General features: G+C 73.4%; 20 protein-coding genes. 9 read left to right on the top strand and 11 right to left on the bottom strand.

The genetic code is table 11. The features are described from left to right. Positions 1-106 precede the first annotated feature (106 nt). Complete coding sequence (locus IT780_RS10690; protein ID WP_199511282.1) at positions 107-1,003, bottom strand: permease prefix domain 1-containing protein; 897 nt, start codon at positions 1,001-1,003, stop codon at positions 107-109. Next, positions 1,000-1,389 carry a PadR family transcriptional regulator gene (locus IT780_RS10685; protein WP_199511281.1) on the bottom strand — a complete coding sequence of 130 codons (390 nt, stop codon included), beginning with the start codon at positions 1,387-1,389 and terminating at the stop codon, positions 1,000-1,002. Before IT780_RS10685 ends, IT780_RS10690 begins: the two co-directional genes overlap by 4 nt. 89 nt (positions 1,390-1,478) lie before the next feature. Between IT780_RS10685 and IT780_RS10680 the strand changes: the two genes are divergently transcribed. Beyond that, entirely contained in the window at positions 1,479-2,285 is an 807-nt protein-coding gene (locus IT780_RS10680) for a PrsW family intramembrane metalloprotease (protein ID WP_199511280.1), read from the top strand. On the opposite strand, the gene IT780_RS10675 is transcribed toward IT780_RS10680, so the two are convergent. Together IT780_RS10675 and IT780_RS10670 are read right to left on the bottom strand one after the other, a co-directional pair. Continuing rightward, on the bottom strand, positions 2,282-3,109 hold the full coding sequence (locus IT780_RS10675; protein ID WP_199511279.1) for a siderophore-interacting protein: 828 nt from the start codon (positions 3,107-3,109) through the stop codon (positions 2,282-2,284). The genes IT780_RS10680 and IT780_RS10675 overlap by 4 nt on opposite strands. Before the next feature lie 20 nt (positions 3,110-3,129). Then, positions 3,130-4,110 carry a hypothetical protein gene (locus tag IT780_RS10670; protein ID WP_199511278.1) on the bottom strand — a complete coding sequence of 327 codons (981 nt, stop codon included), beginning with the start codon at positions 4,108-4,110 and terminating at the stop codon, positions 3,130-3,132. Positions 4,111-4,169: 59 nt separating this feature from the next. On the opposite strand from IT780_RS10670, the gene IT780_RS10665 reads away from it, so the two are divergent. From IT780_RS10665 to IT780_RS10645, 5 genes are read left to right on the top strand one after another with little or no spacing between them, the layout of a single operon-like run. Next, entirely contained in the window at positions 4,170-5,090 is a 921-nt protein-coding gene (locus IT780_RS10665) for an aminoglycoside phosphotransferase family protein (protein ID WP_233412523.1), read from the top strand. Between the two features lie 55 nt (positions 5,091-5,145). After that, positions 5,146-5,541: a TOBE domain-containing protein gene (locus IT780_RS10660; RefSeq protein ID WP_199511277.1), complete on the top strand. Its 396-nt coding sequence runs from the start codon at positions 5,146-5,148 to the stop codon at positions 5,539-5,541. Continuing rightward, entirely contained in the window at positions 5,538-6,284 is a 747-nt protein-coding gene (gene modA, locus IT780_RS10655) for a molybdate ABC transporter substrate-binding protein (RefSeq protein WP_199511276.1), read from the top strand. The genes IT780_RS10660 and modA overlap by 4 nt, the downstream gene beginning before the upstream one ends. Beyond that, on the top strand, positions 6,281-7,072 hold the full coding sequence (locus tag IT780_RS10650) for an ABC transporter permease (RefSeq protein ID WP_199511492.1): 792 nt from the start codon (positions 6,281-6,283) through the stop codon (positions 7,070-7,072). The genes modA and IT780_RS10650 overlap by 4 nt, the downstream gene beginning before the upstream one ends. Beyond that, entirely contained in the window at positions 7,069-8,121 is a 1,053-nt protein-coding gene (locus tag IT780_RS10645; protein ID WP_199511275.1) for an ABC transporter ATP-binding protein, read from the top strand. Before IT780_RS10650 ends, IT780_RS10645 begins: the two co-directional genes overlap by 4 nt. Here IT780_RS10645 and IT780_RS10640 read toward each other — a convergent pair. Beyond that, positions 8,109-11,738, bottom strand: a complete 3,630-nt coding sequence (locus IT780_RS10640; protein ID WP_199511274.1) for a family 78 glycoside hydrolase catalytic domain — start codon at positions 11,736-11,738, stop codon at positions 8,109-8,111. The two genes, IT780_RS10645 and IT780_RS10640, sit on opposite strands and share 13 nt — an antisense overlap. Before the next feature lie 127 nt (positions 11,739-11,865). Between IT780_RS10640 and IT780_RS10635 the strand changes: the two genes are divergently transcribed. Next, positions 11,866-12,444 (top strand): DUF1684 domain-containing protein, encoded by a 579-nt coding sequence (locus IT780_RS10635; RefSeq protein WP_199511273.1) that lies wholly within the window; start codon positions 11,866-11,868, stop codon positions 12,442-12,444. Between the two features lie 34 nt (positions 12,445-12,478). Here IT780_RS10635 and IT780_RS10630 read toward each other — a convergent pair whose 3' ends face one another. The 3 genes from IT780_RS10630 to IT780_RS10620 form a co-directional block, all read right to left on the bottom strand. Further along, on the bottom strand, positions 12,479-13,060 hold the full coding sequence (locus IT780_RS10630) for a hypothetical protein (RefSeq protein ID WP_199511272.1): 582 nt from the start codon (positions 13,058-13,060) through the stop codon (positions 12,479-12,481). Positions 13,061-13,062: 2 nt separating this feature from the next. Continuing rightward, on the bottom strand, positions 13,063-13,662 hold the full coding sequence (locus IT780_RS10625; RefSeq protein WP_199511271.1) for a hypothetical protein: 600 nt from the start codon (positions 13,660-13,662) through the stop codon (positions 13,063-13,065). Positions 13,663-13,856: 194 nt separating this feature from the next. Then, complete coding sequence (locus IT780_RS10620) at positions 13,857-14,684, bottom strand: DUF2589 domain-containing protein (protein ID WP_199511270.1); 828 nt, start codon at positions 14,682-14,684, stop codon at positions 13,857-13,859. A gap of 356 nt (positions 14,685-15,040) precedes the next feature. On the opposite strand from IT780_RS10620, the gene IT780_RS10615 reads away from it, so the two are divergent. Both IT780_RS10615 and IT780_RS10610 read left to right on the top strand, forming a co-directional pair. Further along, on the top strand, positions 15,041-15,571 hold the full coding sequence (locus tag IT780_RS10615) for a GNAT family N-acetyltransferase (RefSeq protein WP_307831127.1): 531 nt from the start codon (positions 15,041-15,043) through the stop codon (positions 15,569-15,571). 55 nt (positions 15,572-15,626) lie between these two features. Next, positions 15,627-16,445, top strand: coding sequence for an SAM-dependent methyltransferase (locus IT780_RS10610; protein ID WP_199511268.1), 819 nt, complete (start codon positions 15,627-15,629; stop codon positions 16,443-16,445). A 33-nt stretch (positions 16,446-16,478) separates the two neighbouring features. On the opposite strand, the gene IT780_RS10605 is transcribed toward IT780_RS10610, so the two are convergent. The 3 genes from IT780_RS10605 to IT780_RS10595 are packed head-to-tail and all read right to left on the bottom strand — an operon-like array spanning position 16,479 to position 19,890. Then, a complete protein-coding gene (locus IT780_RS10605; RefSeq protein WP_199511267.1) occupies positions 16,479-18,689 on the bottom strand; it encodes an FtsX-like permease family protein in 2,211 nt (736 codons plus the stop codon). Beyond that, a complete protein-coding gene (locus IT780_RS10600) occupies positions 18,686-19,369 on the bottom strand; it encodes an ABC transporter ATP-binding protein (RefSeq protein ID WP_199511266.1) in 684 nt (227 codons plus the stop codon). Before IT780_RS10600 ends, IT780_RS10605 begins: the two co-directional genes overlap by 4 nt. Further along, positions 19,366-19,890 carry a PadR family transcriptional regulator gene (locus IT780_RS10595; RefSeq protein ID WP_199511265.1) on the bottom strand — a complete coding sequence of 175 codons (525 nt, stop codon included), beginning with the start codon at positions 19,888-19,890 and terminating at the stop codon, positions 19,366-19,368. The genes IT780_RS10600 and IT780_RS10595 overlap by 4 nt, the downstream gene beginning before the upstream one ends. Positions 19,891-19,930 lie beyond the last annotated feature (40 nt).

Here is a 19,930-nt window from a genome sequence, read left to right as displayed (position 1 = left end):
CCGGTGGGCGGGGGGCCCGCCGGCCCGCCCCGGGCGGCGGGGGGGGGGGGGGGGGGGGGGCCCCGGGGGGGGGGGGGGGGGGCCCCCCCCCCCCCACGGCCCTGATTCAGGGTTTCGGGGCGAAGAGCATGCGGGCGATCAGGACGGTCATCGCGACGAAGCCGCCGACCACCGCCAGCCAGGACCAGGCCCAGCCGGCCGTGAGCGTCAACGCCAGGAAGGCCGCGGCGGCCACCAGCCACACCGTGACGGTGTAGATGCCGAAGCGCGCGGCGGCTGCCGGGTCCTCGGTGAAGCGGTCGGAGCCGTACGCCTCCTGCTGCTGCCGGACCACCCACGCCTTGTGCCGGTTGGTCTGGGTGGCGCCCAGGTACGTGAAGAGGGCGGCGGCCACCACCAGCACGAGCGCCCCGGCGATGAGCCACGGGAGGCCGGCGTCACGCAGGTACAGCCAGCCGGCGCCGAGGGCGGCCACGGCGAGCAGCATCGCGGCGCCGTACCCGGCGGCCCGGGCGGGAGGCATCGGGTGGCTGCCCGTGGTCTCCTGCCGCAGCGCGTCGGCGGTGATCGCTCCGGCCACCGCGGCGACCACCACCACGGCGACGACCTGGGCGGCGAACGGCATGTCGACGAGCGTGGCGGCGAGGGCGAGCACCACGAGCCCGGCCGTGGCGAGGGCCGACAGCACCACCGTGCGGACCGCGAACGCCGGGTCGGGCCGTACGCGCCGGGACTGCCAGGCAGCGCCGGACGGGCCGGGCTGCGGCTCGGTCGCGTCGAGGATCCCGCGGACGTCGCCCAGCTCGTCGACGGCCCGGCGGGCCGCGGCCGGCTCGCCCATGCCGGCCGCCGTCAGCTCGGCGACGCGGGCGACGAGGTTGCCGCGCATCTCCTCCTTGAGGTCCTGCTGTTCGGGGCCCATCTCGACGCCGGCGAACGCCTCGTCGAGCAGGCGGTGCACGTGCATGCCGGCCCCGCCCGGGGTCTCGTCTGACAGGGTCACGATGACCGCCTCACAGTCGTGTCGGATGAGCGGGAGCCGTCGTCGAGGTCGAGCAGGGTGTCGATGATGTCGCGGGTGGCCGCCCACGCCGCCGCGTTGCGGCGGTAGACGGCACGGCCGGCATCCGTGATGCGGTAGTACTTGCGCCGGCCGCCCTGGCTCTCGTCACCCCAGTACGCCTCGATGAGGCCGTCCTTCATGAGCCGGCGGTACGTCGCGTAGAGGGTCGCCTCCTTGATCTCGTGCCGCCCACCGGTGGCGTCGCGGATCCGCTTGAAGATCTCGAAGCCGTACCGGTCCTCGCGGCGCAGCACGCCCAGCACGATCGTGTCGGTGTGCCCCCGCAGCAGGTCCGCGGCGAGGACGTCCCGCGAGTTGTCAACCATGCCAGGTACTGTATCAGATTAAGTACTTGGCGAGACACACTGAAAATCGCTGGTAGCGGAACCCCTACCGGTGCGCGAGACTCCGATGCATGCGTGATCTCTCCCGCCGGTGGGCCTGGCTGGGCGTCCTGGTCGTCGGGCTGGTGCTCTACGTCATCGTGCTGCGGACGCTGATCCGCACGCAGAACCTCAACTTCGTGCCCTCGCTGCTGCTGCTCGGCGCGACGGTCGTACCCCTGGCCTTCCTGTCGTTCGCGCAGGCCCGGACCGGCCGATGGCAGGTGCCGGCCGCGGCGCTGGTCATCGCCGCCTTCTTCGGCGGGGTCATCGGGGTCGTCGTGGCCGGGACCCTGGAGTACGACGCGCTGCGCGGGCTCGGCGCGCTGCCGATGCTCTTCGTCGCGGTCATCGAGGAGGCGGCGAAGATGATCGTCCCGGTGGTCCTGCTGTTCGTCCTGCTCGCCCGGCGCGGGCGGCGGCTGCCCAGCGACGGGCTGGTCATCGGGGTCGCGTCCGGCATGGGGTTCGCCGCGCTCGAGACCATGGGGTACGGGTTCAGCGCCCTGCTCGAGTCCAAGGGCAACATCACCGCCGTCGAGGAGACGCTGTTCGTCCGCGGCCTGACCGCCCCCGCGGGGCACACCGCCTGGACAGGCCTCACCTGCGGAGCGCTCTGGGCGATGATCGCGTCACCGACCGGCAAGCGGGTCCTCGCGTTCCTCGCCACCTTCGCCGGTGCGGTGGCCATGCACACGGCGTGGGACACCTTCGGCGGGGTGATCCCGTTCATCATCCTGGCGATCCTCAGCCTGGGTTGGCTGTTCATCGCCTTGCACCGCTACCGCGCGTTCGCCGAGCACACCCAGTGGGCACCCCGCGACCCGCTACCGGTCTAGCTCCTCCAGTAGCCCATGAAGGCGACCGCGTTGCGGTCGATGCCGCGCTCGCCGACGAGGTGGCGGCGCAGGGCGACGACCGTCCGCGACTCCCCCGCGAGCCAGGCGTAGAAGGTGCCGGTGGCCTGCGACGGCACGTCCCACACGATGCCGTCCTCGTCGGCCGGCCGGGCGTCCGCGGCAACCGCGGCGCCGCCGCCCAGCAGGGACCGGACCACGGGTTCGATCCGGTCGCCGTGGGCGCGGACGAGCCAGGTGATGTCGTGGCGTCCCGCGACGGGCAGGCGGTCGTCGGCGTACGGCACCTCGAGGACGGCGCGGGCGGGGCGGTCGAGGGACTCCAGGATCGACGCCGCCGCGGGGAGGGCCGTCGCGTCGGCCGCGAGCAGCAGCAGTTCCGCGCTCGCCGGAGGTTTCCAGGCCACGTCCGTGACCGGGTGCCCCGGGGTCGCGCCGATCATGACGATCCGGTCGCCCGGAACCGCCGCGCCGGCCCACCGCGATGCCGGGGAGGCGTCGCCGTGCAGCACGAAGTCGATGTCGAGCTCGGCCACCTCCGGCCGGTACGCCCGCACGGTGTAGACCCGCAGCGGGGCACCGCACGAGCGCCAGTCCGCCGTACGGGCGAACGCCTCGTGGTCTGCGCCCGGGGGCAGGAACAGCAGATTGACCCGCTGGTCGAACCCGTGGTACGCGAAGTCCGCCAGCGCCTCGCCGGTCAGCGTGATCCGCACGAAGCTGCTGCTCAGCCGGGCCGCCCGGGCCACGCGCAGCGGGAACGGCTGGTACGGCCGCAGCTGCGGCGGCGCCAGGACGGACATCATGGAAGCGAAGGCTACCCTAACTAGGTGGCCCGCCCACGGGTGGTACGGCGGGCGCGGGCGGCGAGCCCCGGGGAGCCGCACCGCTCGGCGAGCTCCAGGCCGTCGCGCAGCACCCGCCGGGCCTGCGGACGCCGCTTGGCCTGGTGCAGCAGCTCACCGAGGTCGACCAGCGCGGTGGCCAGCTCGAAGCGGCGCGGGGCACCCTGCAGGACCCGGACCGCCTCCTCCGCCCGGGCCAGCCCGGCTGCCCCGGGCAGCACCCGGCCCTGGATGCGCAGCGCCCGGCCGAGCGCCGACGCCAGCCCGTGCCGGCGGGTCAGCGCCACCTCTTCCGCGACGAGCCGCTCGGCCGCCTCGGCGGCACCGATGCCGGTGAGGACGTCCGCCGCCGCCGAGCGCCACGGCAGCACGCCGGGGTGGTCGAAGCGGCGGACGGCCACCCGCTCGCCGCACCGGTACCAGTCGGCGAGGGCGTCGCCGGGCCGGCCCGCCGCGCCGTGCAGGCGGCCCCGCACGTAGCGCAGCAGCAGGAACTCGGGGTCGTCGGGCAGGTCACCGCCGAACGGGGCGGCGGCGAACAGCAGGCCGGCCCGGTCGACGTCGCCCATGTCGAGCAGCACGGCGATCCGCCGCGACAGCAGGAGGGCCGCCGTCGCGCCGCCCGGCTCGGCGCCGGAGACGGCGAGCAGGTCGGCCGCGGCCTCGGCGTCGCGGGCCGCTGCGGGCAGGTCGCCGCTGCGGCGGGACACCGAGGAGCGCTGCGAGTACGCCGCGACGAGCCCGGCCGCGTCACCCTCGCGCCCGGCGACCTCGACGGCGATCGTGCAGCCGGCGTACGCGGCGGCCAGGTCGTCGGCGTCTCCCAGGCGGCGCAGAGCGCGCAGGTATCGGGGCAGGTCCGCGGCGCCCCTCGGCGGTTCGAGCGGCACGGAGCGCGGGTGCGGGACGGCGGGGTCCCGGCCGTGGTTCGTCAACCGCGGCCCTTCATGGCGGACGGTCATGCACCAGTCTGTACCCCTTCGGGGCCAGAAACACCTTACGGTTCGGTACACAATGGCGCATGCGCAGTCCCACCCAGCGCGAGCTGGACCTCCGGATGATCGATGCCATGCTGTCACCCGTCCTGGGGACCGAGGTGGTGCAAGCCGCCGAATTGTCCGGTGGCGGCTTCGCGGCGGTGTGGCGGGCGACGCTCGCCGACGGCCGTTCCGTGGTGGTGAAAGCGGGCCCGGCCGACGACGTACGGCTGCTGCGGTACGAACGCGACCTCATCCCCGCCGAGGCCCGGTATTTCCGGATGGTCCGCGATGTCGCGCCGGTGCCGGAGGTGCTGCACCTGGGCGACGGCTGGATCGCCACGACCCTCCTGCCCGGACGGTCGCTCACGGAGGTCCCCGACGCGGCGGCCGTCCGCGAGGAACTGGGCCGCGTGATCGCGCGCGTCCACACCATCGAGGGCGACCTCTTCGGCTACGACGGCGGCCGCCCCTCGGGCCGCGACTGGCCGGAGGCGTTCACGGCGATCATGCGGGCCCTGATCGCCGACGCGGCCGACTGGGACGTGCCGCTGCCCGCCGGGATCCTGGAGACGGTCGAGCGGCATCGGGCGGTGCTGGCGTCCGTGACCCGCCCGGCCCTGCTGCACTTCGACCTGTGGGACGGCAACGTGCTGACCGAGGGCGGGAGGCTCACCGGCCTGGTCGACGGCGAGCGGCACCTGTACGGCGACCCGCTGCTCGACCTCGTCTCCCCCGCGCTGTTCCACCGCATCGAGGACGAGCCGGACCACCCGTTCCTGCGCGGGTACGCCGCCGCCACCGGCCTGGTGCTCGACGACGACGCGCGGACCCGGCTGACGCTGTACCGGCTGCACCTCTACACGCTCATGGTGACCGAGTGCCCGAGCCGCGGCGTCCCGGTCGGCCACGAGTGGCATGTGCGGATGTCGAAGATGCTGGCCGAGGAGCTCCAGCGCCTCTAGCAGAAGCAAGGCCGCCTGGTGAAAAGCCCTCGCACATGCGGCTATGCTGGCCGGCGTGACGACGTACCGCATCGGTGAGGCGGCCGAGCTGCTCGGGGTCAGCGCCGACACCGTGCGCCGCTGGGTGGACGCGGGACGGCTGGCCGCGGCCCGCGACGACCACGGTCACCGCAGCATCGCGGGCGCCGATCTGGCCGCGTACGCCCGCTCCCTGGCGGCCGGCCCGGGTGCCGGCGCGCACCGCTCGTCGGCGCGCAACCGGCTGCGCGGCCTGGTCACGGCCATCACGCGCGACGCGGTGATGGCGCAGGTCGACATCCAGGCCGGCCCGTTCCGGGTGGTGTCGCTGATGAGCCGCGAGGCGGTGGACGACCTGGGCCTCGAGGTCGGCTCCGTGGCGGTGGCCGTCATCAAGTCGACGACGGTGGTCGTGGAGCGGGGGGACGGATGAGGACACGGTTGCCGGCCGCGCTCGCGGCGGTGCTGATAGCGGCCGGGTGCAGCGCTCAGGCCGCCGCCGGGGACGAGAAGGTCACCGTGCTGGCCGCCGCGTCGCTGACCGGATCGTTCGATCGGATCGGCGAGCTCTTCGAGAAGGCGAACCCCGGCACGGACGTCGTGTTCTCCTACGGCGGCAGCACCGGCCTGGCCCAGCAGATCACCGCCGGCGCGCCCGCGGACGTCTTCGCCGCGGCCAGCCCGGCCACGATGACGACGGTCACGGATGCCGGGGACGGCGGCACCCCGGTGACGTTCGCCCGCAACCAGCTGGTCATCGCCGTACCCAAGGGAAACCCGGAGGGCATCACGTCGCTCGCGGCGCTGGCGAAGCCCGGCGTGAAGGTCGCGATGTGCGCGGCGCAGGTGCCGTGCGGCGCGGCCGCGCAGAAGGCCCTGTCCGCGGCCGGCGTCGCGCTGAAGCCGGTGACCGAGGAGCAGGACGTCAGGGCCGCGCTCGCCAAGGTCAAGCTGGGTGAGGTGGACGCGGCGCTGGTCTACCGTACGGACGCCCGCGCGGCGGCGGCCGACGTGGCGGGTGTGGAGTTCCCCGAGTCCGCCTCGGCGATCAACGACTACCCGATCGTCGCGCTGACGAAGGCGCCGAACCGTTCCGGAGCCGACGCGTTCGTCGCGTTCGTGCAGACACCGCAGGCCCAGCAGGTGCTGGCCGACGCAGGGTTCCAGCGGCCCTGAGCAGGCCGCGCTCCCGGGCTCCGCTCGCCCTGGCGATCCCCGCGATCGCCGGGCTGGCGTTCCTCGTGCTGCCCCTGGCCGGGCTGCTCATCCGGGCGCCCTGGTCGACGCTGCCGCAGCGGCTGACCGAGCCGGGCGTGCTGGCAGCCCTGCGGTTGTCCCTGCTCACCGCCACGCTCGCGACCGCGCTGTGCCTGCTGGCCGGCGTACCGCTGGCCTGGCTCCTGGCCCGGACCACGTTCCCGGGGCGACGCCTGGTCCGGGCGCTGGTCACCGTGCCGCTGGTGCTGCCGCCGGTGGTCGGCGGCGTGGCGCTGCTGCTGGTCTTCGGCCGCCGCGGGCTGCTCGGCGGGTGGCTGGACGCGACGTTGGGCGTCACCCTGCCGTTCACGACCGCGGGCGTGGTGCTGGCCGAGGCGTTCGTGGCCATGCCGTTCCTGGTGATCAGCGTGGAGGGGGCGCTGCGGGCGGCGGACGCGCGCTACGAGGAGGCGGCCGCGACGCTCGGGGCGGGCCGCTGGACGGCGTTCCGGCGGGTGACGCTGCCGCTGATCGCGCCGGGGGTGGCGGCGGGGGCGGTGCTGTGCTGGGCGCGGGCGCTCGGCGAGTTCGGCGCGACCATCACGTTCGCCGGCAACTTCCCCGGGCGTACGCAGACCATGCCGCTGGCCGTCTACCTCGCGCTGGAGCAGGACCTGGACGCGGCGATCGTGCTGAGCCTCGTGCTGCTCGCGGTGTCGGTGCTGATCCTCGCCGGCCTGCGCGACCGCTGGCTGGGTACGTCGTGACCCTCGACGCGCACCTCGTGGTGCGCCGGCCCGGCTTCACGCTCGACGTCCCGCTGCGCGCCGAACCGGGCGAGGTCGTGGCGCTGCTCGGCCCGAACGGCGCCGGGAAGACGACGGCTCTGCGCGCGCTGGCCGGCCTCATCGCCCTGGACGACGGGTACGTGCGGCTGCACGACCGGACCCTCGACGATCCCGCGGCGCGGCTGTTCATCGCACCCGAGCAGCGGCGCATCGGCGTGGTGTTCCAGGACTACCTGCTGTTCCCGCACCTGTCCGCAGTGGACAACGTCGCGTTCGGGCCGCGCTGCCGTGGCCTGTCCCGCGCCGAGTCACGGCGGCGCGCGGACGACCTGCTGACCCGCGTGGGCCTGGCCGAGCACGCCGGCAAGAAGCCCCGGCAGCTCTCCGGCGGGCAGGCGCAACGCGTCGCGCTGGCCCGGGCGCTGGCCACCGAGCCGGAACTGCTCCTGCTCGACGAGCCGCTCGCGGCCCTGGACGCGCGGACCCGGCTGGACACCCGCGCGCACCTGCGAACCCACCTCGGCGCGCATGCCGGGCCTGCGGTCCTGGTCACGCACGACCCGCTGGACGCGATGATGCTCGCCGACCGGCTCGTCATCGTCGAGGACGGCCGGGTGGTGCAGACCGGCGACGCGGCCACGATCACGTCGCGGCCGCGTACCGACTACGTCGCCCGGCTCGTCGGGCTGAACCTCTACCGGGGTCACGCCGAGGGCATCCGGGTCCAGGTCGGCGGCGGCTTCACCCTCACCACCGCGACCCCGCACACCGGCGACGTGTTCGTGGCGTTCCCCCCGGCCGCGGTGGCGCTCTACGCCGTACGGCCGGAGGGAAGCCCGCGCAACACCTGGCAGGCGACCGTGACCGCGGTGGCCCGGCACGGCGACGCGCTGCGCATCGAGCTGACCGGCCCGGTGGCGGTGGCCGCCGACGTGACGCCGGCGGCCGCCGTCCAGCTGGGGCTGGAACCGGGACGCGAGGTGTGGGCCGCCCTCAAGGCGACCGAGGCGACCGCCTACCCCGCCTGAGCCGTGAAGGTGTACGAGCCGGAGGGCAGCGCGTACGACGCCGTGCCGTTCTGGAAGCCCTGCGGCACCGCCTCGGCCGGTGCGGTGACCGCGGTGGCCGAGGACGCCGGCACCTGCACCGTGGCGGTGGTGTTCGGCGGCACGACGACGGTCAGGGTCAGCCCCGGACCGCTCCTCGTCCACTGCGTCCGCGTCTCGCCGTACCCGGTCGTCAGCGACGTGGCCGCGGTCGTGAGCGAGCCGCCGGGCTTCGGCGCGATCAGCAGGTTCTGGTATCCCGGCGTGGCCGGGGCGAGCCCGCCGACGCTGCGGTAGAGCCAGTCCCCGACCGAGCCGAGACCGTAGTGGTTGAAGGAGTTCATGCCGGGGTCCTGCAGCGAACCGTCGGTCCGGATCCCGTCCCAGCGCTCCCAGATCGTGGTCGCGCCGCGGGAGTTCATGTAGCCCCAGCCCGGATAGTCCGGCTGCTGCAGGATCCGGTACGCCGTGTCGAGGTGTCCGTGCTCGGCGAGGACCGGCAGCAGGTTCTCGACACCCATGAAGCCGACGGACAGGTGCCCGTTGCGGGACGCCACCTTGGCCGCGAGCCTGTCCGCCACCGCCTGCTGCCGGTCGGCGGGCACCAGACCGAACGCGAGCGCCAAGACGTAGCCGGTCTGGCTGTTGGCGCCTACTGTGCCGTCCGCGGCCACGAAACGGCTGGTGAAGGCCGCGGCGATGCGGTCGGCGAGGTCGCCGTACGTGGCCGCCTCCGCCGTACGCCCGGTCGCGGCCGCCATCCGCGACACGAGCCGCGCCGACCAGCCGAAGAACGCGGTGCTGGTCAGGTCGTTCGCCGTGGGGTCGTCGACGTTGAGCCAGTCGCCGTACGTGTCCTGGTTGCGGATCAGGTCGGCGCCGGCCGTCCCGCGCAGGTAGTCGACCCACTTCGCCATCGCCGGGAACGCCCGGTCCACAGCGGACAGGTCCCCGTAGCGCTGCCACAGCACGTACGGCACGATGACGCCCGCGTCGCCCCATCCGGCCTTGCCGCCCCAGCCCAGCACGTCCGGCGCGACGTCGGTGAACGCCCCGTCGGCGTGCTGCGCGTCGACCAGGTCGTCGGTGAACTTGGCGAGCAGGCCGTGGGTGTCGAAGTTGAACGTCGACGTGGCCCCGAACGCCGCGATGTCACCGGTCCAGCCGAGCCGCTCGTCGCGCTGCGGGCAGTCGGTCGGGATCGACAGCATGTTGGACCGCGCACCCCACAGGATGTTGTGCTGCAACTGGTTGACGAGCGGGTCGGAGGTGGTGAAGGTGCCGGTCTGCGCGCCGTCGGTCCACGCCGCGAGGCCGGTGAGGGTGTCCGCGCCCGGGGCCGCGGGGAGGCCGGTCACCTCGACGTAGCGGTAACCGTGCACGGTGAAGTGCGGCTCGAGGGTCTCCGTACCCTGGCCGGCCAGCGTGAACGTGTCGGTGGCCTGGGCGGCCCGCAGATTCGCGGTGTAGAGCGTGCCGTCCGCGTTGAGGATCTCGCCGTGGCGCAGCGTCACCTTCGCGCCGGCCGGGCCGGAGACGCGCAGCCTGTTCCAGCCGGCGAAGTTCTGGCCGAGGTCGGCGATCCAGACGCCCGGCCTCGGCTGCGTCCACGCCACCGGCTTCAGCTCCTGCTGCACGGTGACGCCCGGATCGACCTGGGCGACCAGGTGCGGCGCGGGCGCCGATCGCACGGTCACCGGCTGAGCCGGGCCGGCTGCGAGGCGGGCGTCCTGATCCTCGCCGTGGTAGAGGTCGTCGGACACGATCGGGCTGGTGGTCGCCGACCAGGTTCCGTCCGTACGCACCTCCGCGCGCGTGCCGTCCGCGTACTCGACGCGGAGTTCCGCCGAGTACCAGGGCGAGGTGCCGTAGTGCTGGGCGCCGGCGAAGCCGATGCTGCCCGAGTACCACCCGTTGCCCAGCAGCGCCGAGAGCGTGTTGTCGCCCTGCTTCAGCGCGGTGGTCACGTCGTACTCCCGGTACTGCAGGCGCTTGGCGTAGTCGGTCCAGCCCGGCGCGAGCCGCTCGGCGCTCACCTTCGCGCCGTTGAGGTACGTCTCGTGCAGGCCGAGCGCGGTGGCGAACAGCCGGGCCCGGGCCACCGGCTTGGTGACCGCGAACGTCCTGCCCAGCCGCGGCGCCGGGTTCGGCACGACCACCTGGTTGCCCCACGGACCGGCGCCCGACGCGGCCGTCGCCTTCGCGGCCGGCCACGCGCTGTCGTCGAAGCCCGGCTGCTGCCAGCCGTCGGGCGCGGTCTGCGCCGCCTTCCACGTCGCGTCGGTGACGACCGTGGCTGCGCCCTGCAGCTTGGCGATCAGGCCGGCCGGGCCGGTCGAGGTGTTCGACGCTGCGACCGCGATGGTGTTGCGCCCGGTACGCAGCTGCGCGCTGACGTCCACCGTGGTCGCCCGCTTCCACGAATCCGTGACGCGGCGCGAGGAGCTGACCGGCACCCCGTTGACCCAGACGTCGGCGGTGTCGTCGCCGGTCACGGCCAGGGTCGTGCGCCCGGTGGCGGCAAGGTCGACCGTACGCCGGAAGTACCGGGTACCGGCCGGGGCCTCCACGGCGGGATCGCCCTCGGGGTACCAGATCCAGGAGGCACCCGCGAGGTCGGCGCCGCCGGGGGCACCGATGAAGGCGGCCCGCCAGGCGTCGAGGCCGGTGTCGAAGCGGGCCGGCGCGCTCCACGGGCTCGGGCGGCCCTGCGCGTCCCAGACCCGTACGCGCCAGTGGTAGGTGCGGTCGGCGGCGAGCGCGGGGCCGCCGTACGTCACGTCGACGGACTGCCGGGACGCGACCTGCCCGCTGTCCCACACGTCCGCCGCGCCCGGCCGGGTGCCCACGGTGACCTGGTACCGGCCCTGCACCTGCCCCTTGGCCGTGGTGACGAGCCGCCAGCCGAAGTGCGGCTTCGCCGCGTCGATCCCGACCGGGTTCGCCCGCCGCTCGGTGGTGAGCCCGGCGACGGTGACGGGCGAGGCGGCAGCGGCCGGGAGCCGCACGTCCTGCCGCCACGGCCCGGTGCCGTACGCCCCCAGGTCGCGCGCCCCGACCCACGTCTGCGGGGTGGAGCCTTCAGTCCGCTTGTGGGCGGCTGCGGGGTGGTCGGACGGGCCGTTCGCGGCCTGCCAGGCGCCGTCGGTGACGAGGTCGGCGGTACCGGCGGCCGACGTGACCCGCAGGTGGCCGAGGACACCGGCCGGGCCTCCGTTGTTGCGGGCGGCGATGGTGAGCGTGTTGGCGCCGGGCCGCAGCGCCGCGGCGAGGTCGACGGACAGGGCCTGCTTCCAGGAGTCGGTGGCCCGCGGGGAGGCGGTCAGCCAGGTGTCGTTGAGCCACACGTCGACGGTGTCGTCCCCGGTCAGCAGCAGCTCGGCGGCGGTGTACGGCCCCGCCGGCGCGGTGAACGCCCGGCGCAGGTAGCGGGTGGCGGCGGCGGGCGGGTCCTCCGGGTACCAGATCCAGTGCGCGCCGGAGAGCGTTTCAATCCGGCGTTCAACGGGACGGGCGCCGGCCGGCGGGGCGCAGAGGGGGATCGAGAGGGCGGCGGCCACGGCGGCTGTGCCGACCCTGGCCAGGACGGTTCTTGCCATGCGGTTCTCCTCGGTGGGTGAGAAGGGCACGGAACCCAGTCACGCATTTAAACGTTTCAATACCGTGACTCCTCGAGCCTAGGCCGAACAGCAAGATCCACTCAAGGGATCGGGCTACCGTGGAGGCGTGCAGGCACTCGAACTCGCCGACTACCGCGCGGCCGTCGCCCACCTCTACCTGACCGCCACCGACCTCGCCGACTTCCGGGCCCGGCGCGACGCGCTCTTCGCCGACCACCCCCAGTCGGCTATTCCGCGCGGCGAGCCGTTCGACGGGCTGCGCTACTTCCCCGGAACCGACGAGTTCGTCGCCGACGTGCCACTGCGCCCTGCGCCGGGCGAGCTCGACATCGACACCGGCGGCGCCGACGGCGTGTGCCACTACGAGCGCGTCGGCATCCTCGACACGCCGTGGGGTGAGCTGTCGCTGTGGTGGCTGGCGGCGTACGGGGGCGGGCTGTTCCTGCCGGTCCGCGACGCCACCAGCGGCCCCGAGACGTACGGCGGCGGCCGCTACCTGACCGACACCGTGAAGGGCACCCACGGCCGGGGCCTGCAGATGCTCGGCCCCGACCGGGTGCGGCTCGACTTCAACTACCTCTACAACCCGAGCTGCGCGTACGACGACCGGTGGCTGTGCCCGCTCGCCCCGCCCGAGAACACCCTGCAGGTCCCCATCCGGGCCGGCGAGCTGCGATACCACTGACGGCAAGACCGGCGCCGGCCCCGACCGGCGCGGCTCAGCGGGGCCGATCGGCCGCGACCAACAGGTCGGAGATGAGCAGCAGGACGTCGGAGACCGACACCGTCATCGCCACCTGCCGGGCCGCCGGGCGGATGCCTGCATCGGCGCACAGCGTCTGCCACAGCTGCTCGAGCTCGAGCTGCGTGGGTGGGCCGTCCGCGGAGCCCGGCAGCATTCCCCGCTGCGCCGCCACGGTGAGAATCGGGACCAGCTGGCTCTCCGCCGCCGTCAGGCTCTGCCGCGTCTCGGCGTAGTCCGCACGTAGCCGGGTCCCGCTGGACACCAGCGCGTGCAGCACGATCGACCGCTCCGCCTCGCGCCGGCGCGCCGTGATGCGTTCGAGCGTCAGCGGGTGCATCCCGCTGCGGGCCGACGACAGCTGCGCCCCGAGGGCCAGCATGTCGCTCTCGGCGTCCGCGTCGCCCAGCTTCTGATAGCCGGCGGAGGCCTGACCGAGGAACTCCGCAGCGGTCGCCACGACGTCCAGCTCGTGGGCCGTGTACGCCCGCATGACGTCGTTGCAGGAGTCGAGAAGAGCCTCCAGCCGTCTCAGCCGGTCGTGCAGGAAACGTTGCATGGCTACTCGAACTCCACGACGGTGTGCGTACGCCCGCTCTCGCCGTCCTGAACGGACCGGAAGTAGACGCCTTCCTCGAGCAGCTCCGCGCGGACGGTGCAGACGGAGGCATCGGTGCTCCCGTTCTTCACCACGTTCGTCACCGGGTTGACGAGCAGGCTGTCGATCGCGGTCCGGTCCACCACGGTCCGTTCACCGACCGTGGCCAGCACCTCCGCCATCGTCGTGGCGAGCAGGTCCCGCCCGCCGTCCCACCGGGCGAAGAAGGCGGTGAGCTCGGCCTCCTCCAGGCACGCCCGGACGACGGCCGTCCAGCCCAGCCTCACCAGCGTGTCGGGGTGACGCGGCTCCGGGTTCGACACCAGTTGCTTGTAGAACTCGGTCGCGAGCTCCTCGACGACACGCGATTGCGGCGGTTCCTTGAGCTCCAGGTCGCTGAGGCCCTTGTCGCGGAGCCGGGCCAGTTCGACGGCCACCCGTACGCCCTTCGCGTGGTCGGCGATGAACGTGACGAAATCCTGCGCCGGGAAGTCGAACCGGACGGTCTGGTCGAACCGCGCGCCGGAAATGAGGATCGGGATGGTGAGGTCCAGCTTCGGCATGGTGAAACGGGGGGCGGGGAAGTAACGCATCACGTCGTCCGCCGCATATCGTTGCGCTACTTCGCGAGAATACCCGTCCGCCATCTCCCGGGCCTTGACAAGCTCCAGGAGAATGAAGCCGGCATAGTCGCTCAAGGTAATTTCGGCCACGGTCGCCCGCCCCTCGTCTCGTCAGTTCACTCGGCCGGAGATCGTCACGCGGAAAGCATTCCGAGAATCTTCTCCAGCCCGGCGGGGATCTCGTCCTGCACGGCCTTCACGTTGACGTTCAACGCGTATTCCTTCTTGACCTCCACATTGGTCGAGGTCTGGCGCTGGTACGACGCGGACACCTTGAAGTTCACCGGGCCGAATCCGCCGCCGACCTCGGCGCCGACCTTCAGCTGGTCCGAGACGCCGGCGGTCTCCACCGAGTTGAGCTTCACGTTGAAGTCGATCACCACCTGCTCGATACGCAGGGACGGGATCGGCAGCATCGCCAGCAGGGGCACCCGGACGAAGACATCCGTCTTGACGGGCTTCCCGGCCTTGTCCAGGTCCGTGCGCTTGTGGGTGAAGTCGACCATCACGAGTTCACGCTTGACGGCCACCGGCTGACCGTCGGCGGGGTCGGGGCCGCTGGTCGTGACAGCGGTGAAGCCCACCTTGTTGATGAAGTCGATGGTGGCCAGCGACGACGCGACCTGCGCATCGACCGCGGCCTGCAACGGGCCTCCGATCATCTTCCGGAAATCGATGTTGTTCAGCTCCGACGTGAAGTTCGTCGTCGGCGCGTCGAGCCCTTGCGGCGCGGCGGCCGCGGCGAGCGTCGCTCCCAGCTGCGCCGCGGCCCGGCCGGCGTCGGCTGCGGCCTCGGTCGGCGAGACGGCCGCCGGGTCGGCGGGCAGCCCGGCCGCCGGGACGGCGGGGGATGCGGTGGCGAGCTCGGCCGACGCCGGGTCGGCCGGCAGACCGGCCGCCGGGTCGGCGGACCGGGTGGTCGCGTCCACGGTGTTCTGCTCGGGCGGATTCGACGAGGTCATGCGGTACCTTCCGATGAATAGCCCCCGGGCGGGGGCGTGACTGTGGTGCCGGACGATGAGATCGCCGGTGACGGTGGCGCCGGACGCGTGCTGACGAATCGCTCACGCACCATCGACATCGCCGACGGCGGATGTCCATGAATTCGATCGCAAAAGATGCTCCGCCCCGAGAGGGGGTGCGACGCTCTCGCCATTCTTCCGCGTTCACCGATCGTTTTCCGATCGCACCACCGCGGCAATTACCCTCTCAGGCTAGAGCGCCGGATCGGACCGGAAAGACACACTGTCGTAGATCTTTCAACGCGTATTCCACAACCGTCGGCGCGGGAGCCGGCGTGATTGCGTACGCTCCGACGGTGCTCGAACTCCCCCACATCCGCATCGTCCAGCTGCCCGTCGCGGCCCTCGAGGCGCTCAGCCGCCAGGACCTCGCCGCCGCGCAGGCCGTCGCGCCCGTGCCGCTCAGTGCCTGGCTCGCCGGCCCGGACAACGCGGGTCTGTGGTCCAGGCGGCACCGGCAGGTCCTGGCCGATCCGGCCGAGGCCGCATGGGTCACCGGCGTCATCCGGGACGAGGCCACGGGGCAGGCGGTCGGCCGGGCCGGCTACCACGGGCGGCCGGAGGACGGGCTGGTCGAGATCGGGTACGCCGTCGACCCCGAGTACCGCCGCCGCGGCTACGGCGGGGCCGCCCTGGCCGTGCTGCTGGACCGGGCGGCCCGGGAGCCGGAGGTCCACACGGTACGGCTGTCGATCGGGCCCGGCAACGTGCCGTCGCTGGCCCTCGCCGCCCGGCACGGCTTCCGTCAGGTGGGCGACCAGTGGGACGACGAGGACGGCCTTGAGCTGGTCTTCGAGCTACCGGCCGCCCGCCTCGACGCGAGGTGAAAATGGCTCACTAGGATCGAGCGGTGACGTTCCTCGTCCAGGGGTGGGAGGCAGCGTGAACGGCGGCAACGCGGAGCGGGGTTCGGCGGACCGGTTCGACACCACGGTCGCGCACCCGGCCCGGCGGTACAACTACTGGCTGGGCGGCAAGGACCATTTCGCGGCCGACCGGGCCTCCGGCGACGCCATCGAGGCGGCGATGCCCAGCATCCGGCTGATGGCGATCGAGAACCGGCGGTTCCTGGGACGGGCCGTGGAGCACCTGGCCCGCCAGGGTGTGCGGCAGTTCCTCGACATCGGCACCGGCATCCCGGCGCCCGGCAACACCCACGACGTGGCGCAGTCCATCCAGCCCGCCACCCGGACGGTGTACGTCGACAACGACCCGATCGTGCTGACCCACTCGCGCGCGCTCATCACCAGCGGCCCGGAGGGTGCGATCACCTACCTCGACGCCGACCTGCGCGAGCCCGACGTCATCCTCGCCCACCCGGATCTGCACGCCACCCTGGACTTCACCGAGCCGATCGCGCTGCTCCTGGTGGCGGTGCTGCACTTCATCCGCGACGACGAGGACCCGCAGGGCATCGTCGACAAGCTCGTCGGCGCCCTCCCCTCCGGCAGCTACGTCGTGGTCTCGCACGCCACCTGGGAGTACCAGACGCCGGAGGCGATCGCCGAGCTGACGGCCAACAACCCCGGCGGCCGCTTCGTGCCGCGCACCGGCGAACGGCTCGCGGAGCTGCTGCACGGCCTCGAGTTCGTGGAGCCGGGCCTGGTGTCGGTGTCCCGCTGGCGCGCGGAGAACGAGCCGCAGCCCCGGCCGTCCATCGAGGACGTCTCCTGCAACGGCGTCGTGGCGCGGATCCCCTGACCCCCGTGGCCGGGGACCCGCGGCCGCCTGTGTTCATTCGTTGCGGGCCGCCTGCGGACCGGTCACGCGCCGCAGCAGCGGCAGGGTCGACGCGATGACCGCCAGCGACGCCAGCAGCCCGCCCGCCACGAACGCGTAGTAGGCCGCGCCCGGCGAGTGCAGGGACAGCCCCATCTGCGCCTTGAGGAACAGGTGGGCGCTGGCGAACCCCGCCGCGACCGACACCAGCGCGGCGCTCAGCAACGGGGTCACGCTCTCCAGCGCGACCATCCGGCGCAGCGTCGCCAGCGGGACGCCGGCGAGCCGCAGCAGGCTGAACGGCCGGGCGCGCTCGGTCAGGCCGCCCGCCACGCTCACCGCCAGGCTCAGGCCCGCGATGGCCAGGCTGGCGAGGATGACCACATCGGACAGCCGCTTCCAGCCGTTGAAGACCCGGCTGGTCTCCGCCTCCCAGTCACCCTCGGTGATCGGCCCCCAGAGCGTCGGGTACGCGTTGCCGATCGCCGTCCGCACCCGTTCCACCGCCGCGGTGCTGCCGTCCGTCTCCGCGACCAGGGACATCGCCCGGAACGAGGTGAGCCGGCCCGGGTCGACGTCCGCGGCCGGCCAGGGACGGGTGAACTGGTCCGGGCCCACCAGGTCGGGGAAGACCCAGGCGACCTCGGCGCCCGGTGCGCACTGCTTGGCCCCGGTCGCGTGGGCGAGGTCGGCGCACGACGCCAGCGCGTACGGGAAGAAGAACTCGGTCTTGCTCTCCGGAGGTCGCGGCACGTCGTCCGGCGCGACCCGGACGGTGACCGCCGCGCGCACCCCCGGCAGTGCAGTGAGGCCGGCGGGCACAACCGTGCCGGTGGGCGCGGTGTCCTCGTCGCGGAAGATCAGCCCCATCTCGTCGGTGTAGCCGGTGCCGCTGCGGTCGTGGTCGGCGGCGATCGCCGTCATCACCCCGACCGCCACGCTGGTCACGAACAGCGCCAGCACGAGCCCGCTGACCGCGCGGAAGCCCGCCTTGGGATTGTCGGCCAGCCGCCGCGCGGCGATGAGCGACTCCGGCCGCCGCGCCCGCCGGGCCATCAGCGTGGCGGCGGCCATCGTCAGCCAGGGTCCGGCCACCAGCAGTCCGATCATCACCACGAGGATGCCGGGTAGGAACGCCAGGATCTGCCCGTCGGTGGTCTCGGGCCTTCGCCCGATGAAGAAGGCCAGCTCGGCGATGCCGAGGGCGAGCGGAATGAGACGGTACGCGCGCGGCGGGCGCGGAGTGACCCGCCGGCTGACCCCCAACGGCGATATCTGTACGCGGCGCAGCGACACCCACGCCATCACGGCCGCCGCCAGCGGTACGCCCAGCGCCACGGCGAGCGCTCCCCCCACGCCCGGCGACAGGTCCGAGGTGAACATCGGCGCCCCGGTGAACGGGATCGCGGCGAGCGGGGCCCGTACGGCGGCGAACAGCGCGAAGCCGGCGGCCGTGCCCGCGAGCGCGGACACCGTCGACTCCACCGTGGAGACGATCGCGATCTGCCGGGGTGTCGCACCGACCAGCCGCATGGCCGCGAACCGCTGCTCGCGCCTGGCCGCGGCGAGCCGGGTCGCCGAGCCGACGAGGATCAGCAGCGGGAACACCAGCGCCGCGGCGACGACGGCCAGGATGAGCTGGAGGCCGGACGACGGGATCCCGGCCCAGCACCCGCCGGGGCAGTTCTCCGCCGCGGTGTCCGGCAGGCGCGAGACCCTGGTCGCGCCCGGACGCGCGGACATCTCCTGCGGGGTGTAGCCGGCGACCGCAACGAGCGAGTTCGGTGCCGGCAGCGCCTCGGGCCCGACAGTGCCGGCGAGGCGGGCGGGGAAGCGGGCGGCGAGCTGATCGGCGGGCTCGGCGGCCAGCAGGTCGCGCAGGGCGGGTGAGGCGTAGAACTCGCCGGGGCCGGGCAGCCTCGGCAGTCCCGGCGGCACCGGGGAGCCCGGCCCGGTGGCGGCCAGGTCGACCCGGCCGATGGGGGCGCGGTCGTACGTGTCCACCCGCAGCTGCCACCAGAGCGGGTCCGGGTCGCCCGGTGCCGCGGGGTGCACCGCGGCGTTCGCCCAGCCGTACCGGTCGTTCTGGCTGCCGACGCCGTTCATGCCGGCCACCGCGGCCAGCACCATCGCGACGCCGAGGGTCACCGCCGCCGCGATGATGACCAGCCTCGCCGCCGCCTCCCGGCCCCCTGCCACCGTGAGCCGGATCGCGAAGCGGATCATGACACGGCCGCCTCGGCGGTCAGCGGGTACGCCTTGCCGTCGCGGACCACGACCTCACGGTCGGCGTACGCGGCGACCCGCGGCTCGTGCGTGACCAGGACGACGGTGGTGCCCTCCGCGCGCGCCGCGTCGACCATGAGGTCCATGACCTGTTCGCCGGTGAGCGAGTCGAGGGCCCCGGTCGGCTCGTCGGCGAAGAGCACCCGAGGGCGCCCCACCAGCCCGCGGGCGAGCGCGACCCGTTGCGCCTGGCCGCCGGAGAGCTCGCCGGAGCGCCGGCCCTCCAGCCCGTCGAGGCCCAGCCGGGGGAACCACTCCCGCGCCCACCGCACCGCCTCGGCACGGCGTACGCCCCCGAGCAGCAGGGGCAGCGCGACGTTCTCCTCCGCGGTGAGCTCGGGCACGAGCTGGCCGAACTGGAACACGAAGCCGAACCGGTCGCGCCGCAACGCGCTGCGCTCCGCCTCGCCCAGCGTGTCGATCCGCCGGCCGTCGAAGTGGATCTCGCCCCGGTCGGGCACGAGGATGCCGGCGAGGCAGTGCAGCAGCGTGGACTTGCCGGAGCCGCTGGGTCCCATGATCGCGACGATCTCCCCCGGCTCGACGGCCAGCCCGGCGCCGCGCAGGGCCGGGGTGGCGCCGAACGAGAGGGCGACGTCGTGGGCGGCGATGATGCTCATCTGCGTACCTCCGCTGCGAGGGCGTCGAGGCGGGCCGCGGTGAGCTCGATCCACCGCAGGTCGGCCTCGAGGTGGAACAGGCCGTGGTCGGCGAGCAGCGCGTCCACCAGGGCGCCGTGCCGTTTGATCTCGGTGAGCTCGCGCATCCGCTTCAGGTGCGCCGCCCGCTGGGTGTCGAGATAGGCCTCGGCGGGACGCCCGAGCATCAGCGCGAGCGTCACCTTGGCGAAGAGCGTGGTCTGCAGGTGCGGCTCGGGCTCCACCGGCTCGGCGAGCCACGTGTCCACCTCGGTGGCCCCGCGCTCGGTGATCACGTAGCGCTTGCGGTCCGGCCCCTCCCCCGGCCCGACCTCGCTCATCACCACCTTGCCGTCGCGCGCCAGGCGGCTGAGCGTGTTGTAGACCTGCCCGTAGGACAGGGGCTTGCCGCGTCCGAAGTAGGCGTCGTAGTCGCGCTTGAGGTCGTATCCGTGGCTGGGCTCGCGCTCGAGCAGGCCCAGGAGGGTCATCGGCACCGTCATGCGACGACTATACGCTCGGCGTATACGCTGAAGGAATAGT

Source organism: Nucisporomicrobium flavum (assembly GCF_016464385.1).
Classification (GTDB): Bacteria; Actinomycetota; Actinomycetes; order Mycobacteriales; family Micromonosporaceae; genus Actinoplanes; species Actinoplanes flavus_A.
Note: the sequence above shows the minus strand (reverse complement) of the source record. Positions and strands in the feature narration are given on the sequence as shown.

What these genes read in the sequence shown, in the direction of transcription:
- IT780_RS10675 (WP_199511279.1), bottom strand. Translation starts at nt 3,109, where the DNA reads ATGATGTCCGTCCTGGCGCCGCCGCAGCTGCGGCCGTACCAGCCGTTC.
- IT780_RS10670 (WP_199511278.1), bottom strand. Translation starts at nt 4,110, where the DNA reads ATGACCGTCCGCCATGAAGGGCCGCGGTTGACGAACCACGGCCGGGAC.
- IT780_RS10640 (WP_199511274.1), bottom strand. Translation starts at nt 11,738, where the DNA reads ATGGCAAGAACCGTCCTGGCCAGGGTCGGCACAGCCGCCGTGGCCGCC.
- IT780_RS10680 (WP_199511280.1), top strand. Translation starts at nt 1,479, where the DNA reads ATGCGTGATCTCTCCCGCCGGTGGGCCTGGCTGGGCGTCCTGGTCGTC.
- IT780_RS10630 (WP_199511272.1), bottom strand. Translation starts at nt 13,060, where the DNA reads ATGCAACGTTTCCTGCACGACCGGCTGAGACGGCTGGAGGCTCTTCTC.
- IT780_RS10605 (WP_199511267.1), bottom strand. Translation starts at nt 18,689, where the DNA reads ATGATCCGCTTCGCGATCCGGCTCACGGTGGCAGGGGGCCGGGAGGCG.
- IT780_RS10620 (WP_199511270.1), bottom strand. Translation starts at nt 14,684, where the DNA reads ATGACCTCGTCGAATCCGCCCGAGCAGAACACCGTGGACGCGACCACC.
- IT780_RS10595 (WP_199511265.1), bottom strand. Translation starts at nt 19,890, where the DNA reads ATGACGGTGCCGATGACCCTCCTGGGCCTGCTCGAGCGCGAGCCCAGC.
- IT780_RS10665 (WP_233412523.1), top strand. Translation starts at nt 4,170, where the DNA reads ATGCGCAGTCCCACCCAGCGCGAGCTGGACCTCCGGATGATCGATGCC.
- IT780_RS10685 (WP_199511281.1), bottom strand. Translation starts at nt 1,389, where the DNA reads ATGGTTGACAACTCGCGGGACGTCCTCGCCGCGGACCTGCTGCGGGGG.
- modA (WP_199511276.1), top strand. Translation starts at nt 5,538, where the DNA reads ATGAGGACACGGTTGCCGGCCGCGCTCGCGGCGGTGCTGATAGCGGCC.
- IT780_RS10600 (WP_199511266.1), bottom strand. Translation starts at nt 19,369, where the DNA reads ATGAGCATCATCGCCGCCCACGACGTCGCCCTCTCGTTCGGCGCCACC.
- IT780_RS10625 (WP_199511271.1), bottom strand. Translation starts at nt 13,662, where the DNA reads ATGCCGAAGCTGGACCTCACCATCCCGATCCTCATTTCCGGCGCGCGG.